Source organism: Dialister sp. i34-0019-2H8 (assembly GCF_042846925.1).
Taxonomy (GTDB): Bacteria; Bacillota; Negativicutes; order Veillonellales; family Dialisteraceae; genus Dialister.
The window spans coordinates 629,266-641,194 of sequence record NZ_BAABYQ010000001.1 but is presented as its reverse complement, the minus strand read 5'-3'; the positions used below and the strand labels follow the sequence as shown (position 1 = coordinate 641,194).

The window sequence follows — 11,929 nt, the reverse complement described above, 5'->3', positions numbered from 1 at the left end:
GGATTGTTGGTCTTTGATTGCTGTTTGCCTATGGGTGAGGTTCGCTGATTCCTAACCTCCAACCCCTAATCTCTGGATTCTTTTACACAGCTGGCGAAACCCCAGCGTGGAGTAGCAGTACTCCATTTTCCATAAACGTCTCATCCAGGTTGTCCCCCCTATTTGAGCTTGCCTGCAAAATAAAAATGACCTACTCTCTGGGTATCCAGAGAATAGGTCATCTTCGGCCAGATGAATGTATAGTTGGTTAGTAGTGACTGGTAGCTAGGGATTAGTGGCTAGGGATTAGAAATTTCATTTTCCCCTCGCCCTGATGCACCAGCATTTCTCTAGTCCAGAATATTCAGCGCATAGACGCGATATTCTTTTTCCAGTGCTTCTGCTTTCTTTGCCATTTCCACCTGCAGCGTGGAAGCGGTATCGAAGTCATTTGCCTCGAGAGCTTCCTTCAGGCGGGTGCAGAGGCATTTCTCATCCTCTGTATCCTTAGCGAGCTCGATGCGCTTCGCCTTGATGGATTTCCAGCGCTTTTCATCGATCTTATCGTCGTTATCGAGCTTCTTATATCCTCTGACAGCCAGTTCGGTGCCAGGAATGATCCGATCGATCAGCTCATTCTTCCAGCGGTAAAGGATGGATGCGACAAAGGAGTCTACAATCTGTTCAGAGATCGCACCGCTCTTGGTGAGCGCAGCGACTTTGTCCGGATTGGCTTTCATGATCTTGACATTGTCCCAGACGGTAGCCGGCGGCTTGCCGAAGACAGCATCGCGTTCTTCCTGCGTATAGTCTTCGAATACGTTGTCTTCGCAGCGATATTCTCTATTCTTGTCAAGGTATCCGGCTTCTTCTCCGGCTTTCTTGGAAAGCTCGGCGAGAAGTTCTTCTGGGCCTTTTCCGGAAGCGAGTGCATACTCGATGCCATCCAAAGCGGTCAGGTACAGGCAGGAAACGCAGAGATAGGTATTGGTAAACGGGTTCGGCGCACGGAGCTCGAAGCGGGTGGCTTTCGGATTTCCGATATCACGGATGAGCCCGATCAGGATGGATCTGTTTCGAGACGGCAACTCCGGCTTATGTCCCAGAGAGGTGACGATGCAGACCGGCGCTTCGAAGCCAGGCTTCAGGCGGTTGAAAGCATCGGTGGTCGAGGAAACGAATGGATTCGTTGCTTCGTAGTTGTTGAGGATGCCCATGATGAAGCCATAGCCGATGGTGGAGAGGAAATCCGCCTGCATATCCTCCGGCGCCAACAGATTGATGGTCTTGCCATTTTTAAGAAGAGCAGCAAAGCCGACATGGGTGTGTTCCCCGGAGCCGGCGACGCCGATGATCGGTTTCGCGCGGAAGGAGACGTCGAGCCCGTTTCTGCGGAATACTTCACGAACCACAATGCGGGCTTCCAGTTCATTATCTGCCGCCTGCAGCGGGTTTGTCGAGAAGAGCCAGTCGAGCTCAAGCTGTTCGCAAACGTCAAAAATATGACCATCATCATCGATCTTAGGTTTGATCCCGCCGACTTCTTTATGTCCCATTTCTACATGCATGCCGCGGGCATCGAGTTCTTCGATCGCCTGTTCCATAGCGGTACGGACATTGCCGCGCATGCGCTGCCAGTACTGCTCCTGCAGGCGCTGGGAAATGGAAAGATGCTGTACGGTCTCCTTCTCGCTCGGTGTCTTCACCCAGAATTCCAGCTCTGTGCCGGTGGTGAATACGATGTCCTGGATCTCAGAGAATGGGAAATTTTCCATCCCCTTGACCTGTGCACCGACCAGAAGCTTTCTGAGACGGTCAGCGACATATTCGCAGGACTGCTTCAGAATGGAACGGGAATCAATGTATTTGCCATTGTGGATCAGGAAGCTCGGAATACGGAGCGTGCCGATCGGAAGACCGGTTTCTTCATCCACGTTATCATCATTATAGTCTACATACCAATTCACGGTGCTGTCAGCGACCATGTCGACGCGGGCATCGTTCAGTGTGGCGATATTCATAAACACGACAGAAGAACCATCTGTCTGGACAGCTTTGCCAGCGAAGAAATCTTCGTAGTCCTTCATGAAGATCTCGATCGGGATGCGTTCATCTGTATCATTGCCTGCAAGATCGATTCCGACCAGAGAGACGAACCGAATTTCCGGATGCTGTGCCAGTAAAGAAAGTACCCCTTCTTTGCCATACTGTCCAGCAGGGATGCAGTACAATAAGTTTTTGTTCATTTGAGTCCTCCTATAGACTTTCTTGAATTCCACCATTTTTTAGATTGAAAATAAGCTATATGAATCAATAGAAAATGACCCATCCCGGTAGGAATGAGTCATCTTTGACGCAGCATATGAACTTATGGATTAAGAATACACCACGCTTCTTACTTTGTCAAGCCTTTCGCCTAAGCAAGCAGTTTGCGGACGATCTGATTGATCAGCTTTCCGTCTGCCTGTCCTTTAAGCTTCGCCATGACAGCTTTCATCACAGAGCCCATGTTTTTCTGCCCAGGATCCATGGCATCGACGATTTCCTTGACTGCTGCTTCGACGGCTTCCGGAGTCATTTCTGCCGGCAGGTATTTCTCAAGTACATCGATCTCCGCTTTGGTCTGTTCAACCAGGTCTTCTCTTCCGGAACTCTCGATCTCAGACAGAGTTTCTTTCCTCTGCTTCACTTCTTTCCGGAGAACCGCAAGAACCTGATCATCATTGAAGTCCGCGTGTCCGTTGTCGATTTCAGCCTGTCTGATGTGAGCACGAGCCATGCGGATCGTGTTCAGAGCAAGCTTTCCTTCTTCTTTCGCTTTCATAGCTGCTTTCATGTCAGCCATGAGCTGTTCTTTGATTGACAAAACTAATCACCTTACAACCTATTATTTAAACTTACGTTTTCTAGCGGCTTCAGATTTCAGTTTACGTCTTACGCTGGGCTTTTCATAATGTTCACGTTTTCTTACTTCAGAAAGAACCCCGGCTTTTTGGCAGGAACGTTTAAATCTGCGAAGAGCACTTTCAAGAGTTTCGCCCTTTTGAACTTTGATTTCAGACATCTATATCCCTCCCTCCCAATAAGACTGATGGGGTGCTATTGCACACTTAATTAGTATAAAGTACAAGTGGCATTCTGTCAATCTGTTTTATGAAAAAAGTAACTAGGAACTAGGGACTAGGGATTAGACCAAGAGACTAGGAGACATCTGACATCTGACTTCTATCCTCCAGCCTTCGGGCATCGCCCCGTTTCGTCATCCTGAGCGGCGAGAAACGTCGTATGTGAGATAACGAATGCCAGAACAGCTGCGACCTGAGCCCTCGATCTCGGCAAAGCCGCCACCTTCATTTCTAATTCCTCATTCCTCATTATTTTTCAGGGAATGGCGGCCAGCCCATTTCTTTGCCGCCGATGATGTGAGCGTGGAAATGGAAGACGGACTGTCCTGCTTTTTCGCCCGTATTCATGACGAGGCGGAAGCCATTTTCTTTCAGACCGGCTTCTTCCGCGATCTTCTTCACGACAAGGAAGAAGTCGGAGAAGTTTTTGTTGTACTCTTCGTCGAAAGCCAGAATGTTGTCGACATGTTTTTTAGGAATGACAAGGATATGGACCGGTGCGCAGGGCTCGATATCCTTAAATGCAAACCAGTTGTCATCTTCGTAAACCTTGGTGCTCGGGATTTCTCCGGCAGCGATCTTGCAGAAAATGCAGTCAGACATGGTGATTCCTCCTTAAATAACTAACAAAGGGTTTCGCAGGTTCTATAGGTTCAGAGGTTCAACGGGGGTGGTGCGGCGCAAAAAACAATGAGGCGCCGCAGAATTATGATAGTGCTACGCGCCGTCATCATTGGAATCATAGCCTGCAGACCTTCCTTACAGAACGGTCAGTGTGCTAAATTCAGAAGTCAGACGTCTGAAGTCTGATGTCTCCCAGTCACTAATCACTTACAAGCTATTTTCGGGCATCGCCCCATATATATTCGCGGCGAAGCCGCCACCTTCATTTCTAATTTCTAATTTCTAATTTCTAATTTCTAATTCCTGATTTTCAATCTTCCCCGCCATTCCTTCTTCGGTGATGGCGGTGATGCGGACCGGGTACATGATGCCCCGCTCTACACCTTCACTACGGATGGTGACGCGGATGTATTCATCCGTAAGGCCCTCGTACCAGCCGTTCTTGACCTCTTCGGCGAGGACATGGACGACCTTGCCGAGAAACTGATCGCGGTAGTCCTTCGCGATGCCTTTTTCCAGCTCCTGTACGCGATGGACTCGCTCCTTTTTCACCTCATTCGAGACCTGATCCGGATAGGTTGCCGCCGGCGTACCGGTGCGCTGGGAGTACGGGAATACGTGAATACCGGAGAAGCGGATCTCTTTCAATGTCTCCAGTGTTTCCTTGAAGTTTTCTTCCGTTTCTCCCGGGAAGCCGACGATGAGATCTGTCGTCAGAGCAAGGCCCGGGATCTTATCGCGCAGTTCGGCGATCAGTGCCTTGTATTTAGCAAGGCGGTAATGGCGGTTCATCCCCTTCAGCACGCTGTCGGAGCCTGACTGGATGGGAAGATGGAGGTGACGGCACACCTTCGGCTCATTCTGGATGATCCGGATCAGCTCTTCCGAAAGCTCGACGGACTCGATAGAGCCTAAGCGGATACGGAGAAGCTCCGGAATCTTGACGAGCTCGGCGACAAGGCTGGAAAGGGACGTCCCGTCATGGAGATCCTTGCCATAGTTGCCAAGATGGATGCCTGTCAGCACGACTTCACGATAGCCGCGAGCGACAAGCTTCCGGATTTCGGAAACGGCATCCTCCTGCTTTCTTGACTTCAGCTTGCCTCGCGCATAGGGGATGATGCAGAAGGTGCAGTAATTGTCGCAGCCTTCCTGCACTTTGATGAAGGCGCGGGTCTTGATCTCTCCTTCTGGGTCGACCTCCATATTTTCGAAGTCCTTCACCTTCATGATGTCCACGACTTCGTTCAGCGGCTGCTCCGCCGTTCTCGCTTTCTCCACATACTCGACGATATGCGTGCGATTCTGATGGCCGACGATGACATCGACATCCCCCATCTTCTCGAAGACCTCCGGCGCAAGCTGGGCATAGCAGCCGGCGACGGCAATGATGGCATCCGGATGCGCGCGGCGGATACGGCGCACCATCTGGCGAGATTTTCTGTCACCGACACTGGTGACAGAGCAGGTATTAATGACATAGACATCCGCGTCATCGCCCTCTGCCGGGCTGTACCCGTTCCGGACGAAAAGGGTACGCATCGCGTCACTGTCATACTGGTTCACCTTGCAGCCAAGTGTGATGAAGGACACGGTTTTCTTCTGTGATAATTTTTTTTGTTCCATGGCTTCTATTATAGCATAGGAAAATCAAAAAGAGCACCCGACTTTCGTCGGTGCTCTTTTTGGGGGAAGGTTCAGGGTTCAGGGTTGTAGTGCGGCGCATAACAATCAAAAGCGCCGCAGAGTTTTGATAGCGCTTCGCGCCGTCGTCATTTCGAGCGTTGCCGAGAAATCTCTATTGCAGAATGGTCAGCATGCCAACTGCGCCACTTTAATCACCGCTTGCTTCTAATCCCTAACCCCTAATCCCTAGCCACTCATCCCAGCTTTCAAACTTCGGGGTTCAGGGCATAACAATCAAAAACTCCGCGGCGCTTCTATTTTTTATGCGCCGCACCACCCCCGTTGAACCTTTTGAACCTATAGAACCCGCTGAACCTCTCTCGCACGCAATCAGTGGACGGAACGCCCTACGGTCTAACCCTGAACCCATCAACCTGAACCCTGAACCCGCTTTTTACATCGGGTACGTCTCAGACTCCGCCTTCTTGGCGCGACGCATGAGGGCTTTGAGAGCCTCCAATGCCGTGTGGTCACCATCGATCAGATGGCATACCTCTTCCGTGATCGGCATATCGATGTGCTCACGGACAGCGATGTCATGCACCAGACGAGCTGTGCGGATCCCTTCCACGATCATGTTCGTGCCTTCCGTGATCTCCTTTGCTGTCTTGCCTTCTGCCATCATCATACCGGCGGTATGGTTGCGGCTGTGGACAGATGTGCAGGTGCAGACGAGATCTCCCATCCCGGAAAGGCCGAAGAAGGTCGTCATCTGTGCGCCGAAATGTACGCCGAAGCGGGTCATTTCGACCAGCCCGCGTGTCATAAGAGCAGCGCGGCTGTTATCGCCGAGGCCGATGCCATCCAGCACACCGCAGGCGAGCGCCATGATATTCTTCAGCGCACCACCGTACTCGACGCCCTTGATATCGTCACTGCGATACACGCGGAAGACCGGACTCATGAAAAGGTCCTGTACCACCTGCACCGCTTCCGGCACTTCGGAAGCAGCGACGGTCGCACACGGCAGCCCACGGCCGACTTCTTCGGCATGGTTCGGCCCGGAGAGGACGACGATCTTTTTCGTGATGCCTTTCACCTTATCCTTGATGACCTCCGACAGGCGATGACCGGCATGATCTGCAAGCCCCTTGGATGCACAGACGACTACGGTATCCTTTTCCAGCCACGGTACAAGGCTTTCCGTCATGGCTTCGACCGCATGTGACGGGGTGCAGAGGATGACACAGCCTGCCCCCTTCACCGCTGTCTCCAGACTGCTCGTGATCTTCACATGGAGCGGGATGCGGCAGCCCGGAAGGTAGTTCTTATTTTCGCGGCTCTTCTGCATTTCCTGCGCTGTTTCGGGATTTCTGCAGTACATGAAAAGATCATCATGCCGCGCCGCGAGGGAGATCATCATCGCTGTCCCCCAGCCGCCGGCGCCTATCATAGCTACTTTCATCTGCTACCTCTTTTCCCGGGAAATCGGCTTCTCTTCTCCGCGAAGGAGCCGCCCGATGTTGTCTTTATGCTTACCGATAATGATGATGGCGGCAGCGGCAGCAAATGCCACATACTCGATCGGCTTATCCATGAAGAACATGACGATCGCTACGACCGGCGCTGCCACGATGGAGCCAAGGGATACGATGTGCTTCCACTTGAAGATGGCAAGCCATACCAGGAAGGCCACCAGCACGGCCGGAGCACAGATATAGGCGAAGGCACCTACGCCGCAGGCGACGCCCTTGCCGCTCTTGAACTTCAGGAAAACGGACCAGTCATTGCCGACGATCGCAAAGATCGCACACGCAAGTACCAGCGTGGGATCCGGCATCCCCAGATGCACCGCAAGAAATCCCTTCAAAAAGTCGCAGATAAAGACAGAAAGACCAGCGACGGCGCCCAGCTCACGATACGCATTCGTCGCTCCGATATTGCCGCTCCCCACCTTTTTCAGATTCACACCATAAAATACACGGCCAATCATATATCCGCTTGGTATCGCACCGATAAAGTACGCCAGCACGATCCAAACTATGCCATCCATCACGCCTCTTCACCATCCTTCTTGCTTCGTACCACGATGCGGATCGGCGTACCTTCGAAGCTGAAGGACTCACGCAGCCGGTTCTCGATGAAACGGACATAAGAGAAATGAATCAGGTTCGCATCATTGACGAACATGACGAACGTCGGCGGACGGATCCCCACCTGCGTCATGTAGTAGATCTTCGCCACGCGGCCGGAATGTGCCGGCGGCGGATTCACCATCTTCGCATCCTCCAAAAGGTCATTCAGGACAGATGTCGGGATACGCAGACTCTGCTGCTCAGCCACATTGTAGATCATATCCCCGAGACGATGGATGCGCTGCTTCGTCAGCGCCGAGCCGAAGAGCATCGGCACATAGGACGCAAATGGCAGACCATTCTTGATCTCCTTCTCGAATTCCACCATCGTATTCGTCTCTTTGGCGACCGCATCCCATTTGTTCACGAAAAGGAGCAGGCCCTTCCCTGCCTCGTGGATGTAGCCGATGATCTTCTTATCCTGCTCCGTCAGCTTATCGACCGCATCCAGTACGAAGATCGCCACATCACAGTTATCGATGGCGCGGATAGAACGGATGACGCTGTATTTTTCCAGCGGCTCATCGATCTTGCTCTTCTTTCTCATGCCCGCTGTATCGACCAGGATGAAGGTCTTTCCCTTGTAGGTCCAGAGAGAATCGACCGCATCTCGCGTCGTCCCCATTTCATCCGCCACGAGCGAGCGTTCATAGCCCAGAAGCGAATTGATCAGGGTGGACTTCCCGACATTCGGGCGCCCTACGATGGCCGTGCGAATGATATCTTCCGACTCCTCCTCTGTCTGCTCCGGGAAGCCTTCCGTGATGCGATCCAGAAGCTCGCCGAAAGAGAGACGGTTCACTGCGGAGATCCCGATCGGATCTCCCAGCCCCAGCGAATAGAATTCGTATACATCCATCTCCTGATTCTCGCTGTCCACTTTATTGACAGCCACGACGACCGGCTTCCCCGTGCGGCGCAGGATCCCGGCGATGATCTCATCATCTGACGTCAGTCCGGCGCGTGCATCAAGGACGAAGAGGATCACATCCGCCTCTTCCATCGCCAGCTCTGCCTGCTGGCGGATGCCGCTCGAGATCTGGTCTTTTCCATTTCTAAACTCGATACCGCCGGTATCGATCAGCGTGAATTCACGGTTCAGCCATTTCACATCACAATAGATGCGGTCACGGGTGACGCCCGGGATATCTTCTACGATGGACACGCGACGCTGCGCCAGCCCATTGATCAAGGTCGATTTGCCAACATTCGGCCGCCCGACGATGGCTACGAGAGGTTTACTCATGAGCCCATTCCTTTCTATTTCTATGGAAATCATATATTAACCAAGGAGCATGCTGCCTGCCGGTTTCTAAGAGCCGGCCATTCCAAAAGATAGAAGCAACACTTCCCCATTTTCACTGTAAATAAAATTGTATGATAGCAAGGAGGCAAAGTCAAGTGATCCTCCGCTTTTCACTTTCTGCCGTCCCATGATCCCCATAAAGTCACAGGGGCTATAGCGGTGTCTTATGAGATGTCCTATCCGGGCCAATAAAAAACCGCATTGCGCTTCTCGCAATGCGGTTTTTATCATTTTCTCTTATTCAGCATCATGAGCCGGTGCTTCGACGAGGGAGAAGGAGATTCTTCTGCGAGCTTCGTCGATGTTGATGATCTTGACTTTCAGATCATCGCCGACCTGGCAGATGTCGCCCGGTTTCTTGTTGTGATCATCGGTCATTTCATTGATGTGGAGCAGACCGGTGAGGCCGTCTTCGAGTTCAACGATAACGCCGAATTCCAGGATCTTGACGACTTTAGCGTCTACGATGTCATCAGCAGCGTGGTTGGTGACAGCGGTTTCCCATGGATTCGGGAGGCAGTCTTTGTGAGAGAAGGAGATTCTCTGTTTTTCACGATCGAAGGATTTGATCTTGACGTCAATGACCTGATCCGGTTTGAGGACGTCTTCCACTTTGCCGATCTTCTTCCAGGAGATATCGGAGATGTGGAGCAGACCTTCTACGCCATTGATGCCGATGAAAGCACCATATGGCATGATCTTCTTGACAGTACCCTGAAGAACGTCGCCGTTTTCATAAGCAGCTTCGATTTCATCCATTTCATTGTTTCTGGCATCTTCCAGTACTGCTTTGCGGGAGAGAACCAGTCTATTCTTAGCGCGGTCGACTTCGAGGATCTTAGCCGGGAATTTCTGTCCGACCAGGTTCTGCAGGGAGTGAACGAAGCGCAGGTCGCCCTGAGACAGCGGAATGAAGCCGCGAAGGGACTTCAGCTGAACGAGCAGGCCAACTTTGATAGCTTCGATGCCTTCGCATTCGACAGCTTCGCCTTTTTCGAAAGCTTCTTCAACAACGTCCCAGTCAGCGAGACGATCGACTTTGATCTTGGATACGTAAATGGTGCTGTCTTCTTTGACACCGCTGACGATCTGTACACGAAGCTTGTCGCCAGCTTTGAGTACGTCCTTCAGAGATGCTGGTGCCGGGTATGCATATTCATGAGCCTGCAGTACAGCTTCTGTTTTGTAGCCGAAGGAAATATAGGCTTTGTCGTCGAGTACGTCAACAACTTCCCCTTCTACTACACTGCCTTTATGCACGTCCAGGTTCATTTCTTCCTGTTCCAGCATTTCTTTCATGTTTTCCATAATAAAAACTACCTCCTCTATGATCCAGTCCGGTGTGGATGCACCGGCGGTGATGCCAATCTTGTCCCGGGTTTGGAACCATTCAGATTTTAGTTCCTCTGCCGTTTCGATATGATGAACGCAGGCGCCTTCGCTCCTGCATACGTCTGCCAGTCGGCTGGTATTAGCGCTGTTGCGCCCGCCGATGACAATCATCACATCTACTTTCCTCGCCAGCTCACGCGCCGCCTGCTGTCGCTGCATGGTCGCATCACAAATGGATTTGTGAAGAAACACATGCGGGATCCGTTGCCGGATCGCCTGCACCAGCTGGTCAGCCAAAGCCACCGAAAATGTGGTCTGCGTGACGATATGCGCCTCTTCCATGTCTGGAAGCCGGTCTACATCTTCGAGGGTTTCTACCTGGAAGGAATGACCCACTGCCCACTCCGCTACGCTCTTCATTTCCGGGTGCTTCTTTTCACCGATGAGTACGACGGTCTTTCCATCAGCCACGAGGTCTTTAGTGATCTCCTGGTTCCTTTTGACGAAAGGGCACGTCGCGTCCATTAGGGCCAGATTTTTGCACTTGAGTTTATTATAGCACGAAGGGCCTACTCCGTGCGAGCGAATTATTACAGTTTCATCTGTCAAAGTGTCCAGATCGTCCACCGGATGGACGCCTTTTTCAGAAAGCCTTCCGACCACCTGTGGGTTATGAATGATGGGACCGTAGGTAACGGCCTTAATGCCCGAATTTGCCGCATTTTCCGCGATTTTCATGGCTCTTTTCACGCCGTAGCAAAAGCCCATCACTTTCGATTTATAGATTTCCATGATTTTGATTCTCAATTGAAGCGCCCGCTATAGAGCAGGCATTATGTTTGAAATAGAAAAGTTCAATAGCAAGATAAAGGGTTCAGGGTTCAGGGTTCGCCCATGGGACGGCTCGCCCCTTGATTACGTTTGAAAGCCTCGATTGAATGAGAAATTAGAAATGAGAAATGCGAAATGTTAGAAATGAGAAATGCGAAATGGTGGTGCGGCGCATAAAAATATGGAAGCGCCGCGAAGTATAAATACTGGCAATGCCTTGTGCCGGCATTTCAGTCACAAGTCACCAGTCACTTGAGACTCCTAATCCCTAATCCCTAGTTACCAGCTGCCAGTCACTTTTTATAGTCATCCATCAGCTTCTGGATCTCTGCCTTCACGATGTCATTGAGCTCGGCCACCTTCTCATCGGTCGGGCGCTGCTTTTTGACCTCGATCGGCTTTCCGATGAGAACGGCCAAAGGACCATTCTTACGAGGCAGATCCATTGTGCCAAGGACAGCGACAGGAATGACCGGAGTGCCGGTCATGAGTGCGAGGGATGCCATGCCCGTGTGGAAACGGCCGAGTCCATCTCTCTTGATGCGGGTGCCTTCCGGGAAAATGCCGAGGGGATTGCCCTCCTTGATCTCCTTGATGGCCTGACGCACAGCAGCGCGATCGACGCTGCCGCGCTTCACCGGGAAAGTGCCGAACTGACGGATCAGCCAGCCGAAGAATGGATTTTTGAATAGCTCTTCTTTCGCCATGTAGTGGATGATGCGGGTATTAAAAGCCACGCCGACGACAGGGGGATCCCAATAGCTTTTATGGTTCGGTGCAACGATGATGGCCCCGGTCTTTGGCACATTCTCCCGCCCTTCGACCTTGAGTCCGAAGATGACGAAGAAGAAGAAATTTAAGATGGCTCTGACAATAGCATAGCCCATAGGATTCACCTCGTTTGAAAATGGTGGTTGGCTGTTAGCCGTTTGCCGTTGATAAAGCGCAAGAAGACAGGGAGACTATAAGAC

General features: G+C 51.6%; 10 protein-coding genes. All 10 read right to left on the bottom strand.

Annotation, left to right across the window (positions count from 1 at the left end; all coding sequences use genetic code 11):
• Window positions 1-329 precede the first annotated feature (329 nt).
• Complete coding sequence (locus tag ACGG9R_RS02615; protein ID WP_390151103.1) at window positions 330-2,225, bottom strand: glutamine synthetase; 1,896 nt, start codon at window positions 2,223-2,225, stop codon at window positions 330-332.
• Window positions 2,226-2,395: 170 nt separating this feature from the next.
• A complete protein-coding gene (locus tag ACGG9R_RS02610; protein ID WP_390151100.1) occupies window positions 2,396-2,845 on the bottom strand; it encodes a GatB/YqeY domain-containing protein in 450 nt (149 codons plus the stop codon).
• Window positions 2,846-2,866: 21 nt separating this feature from the next.
• The gene (gene rpsU, locus ACGG9R_RS02605) at window positions 2,867-3,043 is read right to left on the bottom strand and encodes a 30S ribosomal protein S21 (RefSeq protein ID WP_022106386.1); all 177 of its coding nucleotides are present in this window, start codon (window positions 3,041-3,043) and stop codon (window positions 2,867-2,869) included.
• A gap of 310 nt (window positions 3,044-3,353) precedes the next feature.
• Window positions 3,354-3,707 (bottom strand): histidine triad nucleotide-binding protein, encoded by a 354-nt coding sequence (locus ACGG9R_RS02600; protein WP_022106387.1) that lies wholly within the window; start codon window positions 3,705-3,707, stop codon window positions 3,354-3,356.
• Between the two features lie 303 nt (window positions 3,708-4,010).
• The gene (gene mtaB, locus ACGG9R_RS02595; protein ID WP_390151096.1) at window positions 4,011-5,354 is read right to left on the bottom strand and encodes a tRNA (N(6)-L-threonylcarbamoyladenosine(37)-C(2))-methylthiotransferase MtaB; all 1,344 of its coding nucleotides are present in this window, start codon (window positions 5,352-5,354) and stop codon (window positions 4,011-4,013) included.
• Window positions 5,355-5,808: 454 nt separating this feature from the next.
• Complete coding sequence (locus ACGG9R_RS02590; protein WP_390151093.1) at window positions 5,809-6,819, bottom strand: NAD(P)H-dependent glycerol-3-phosphate dehydrogenase; 1,011 nt, start codon at window positions 6,817-6,819, stop codon at window positions 5,809-5,811.
• A gap of 3 nt (window positions 6,820-6,822) precedes the next feature.
• Window positions 6,823-7,407: a glycerol-3-phosphate 1-O-acyltransferase PlsY gene (gene plsY / locus ACGG9R_RS02585; protein WP_390151090.1), complete on the bottom strand. Its 585-nt coding sequence runs from the start codon at window positions 7,405-7,407 to the stop codon at window positions 6,823-6,825.
• Entirely contained in the window at window positions 7,407-8,735 is a 1,329-nt protein-coding gene (der, locus tag ACGG9R_RS02580; protein ID WP_390151087.1) for a ribosome biogenesis GTPase Der, read from the bottom strand. The genes plsY and der overlap by 1 nt, the downstream gene beginning before the upstream one ends.
• A 297-nt stretch (window positions 8,736-9,032) precedes the next feature.
• Entirely contained in the window at window positions 9,033-10,919 is a 1,887-nt protein-coding gene (locus tag ACGG9R_RS02575) for a bifunctional 4-hydroxy-3-methylbut-2-enyl diphosphate reductase/30S ribosomal protein S1 (protein WP_390151084.1), read from the bottom strand.
• A gap of 332 nt (window positions 10,920-11,251) precedes the next feature.
• Window positions 11,252-11,845 carry a lysophospholipid acyltransferase family protein gene (locus ACGG9R_RS02570; RefSeq protein WP_390151081.1) on the bottom strand — a complete coding sequence of 198 codons (594 nt, stop codon included), beginning with the start codon at window positions 11,843-11,845 and terminating at the stop codon, window positions 11,252-11,254.
• Window positions 11,846-11,929 lie beyond the last annotated feature (84 nt).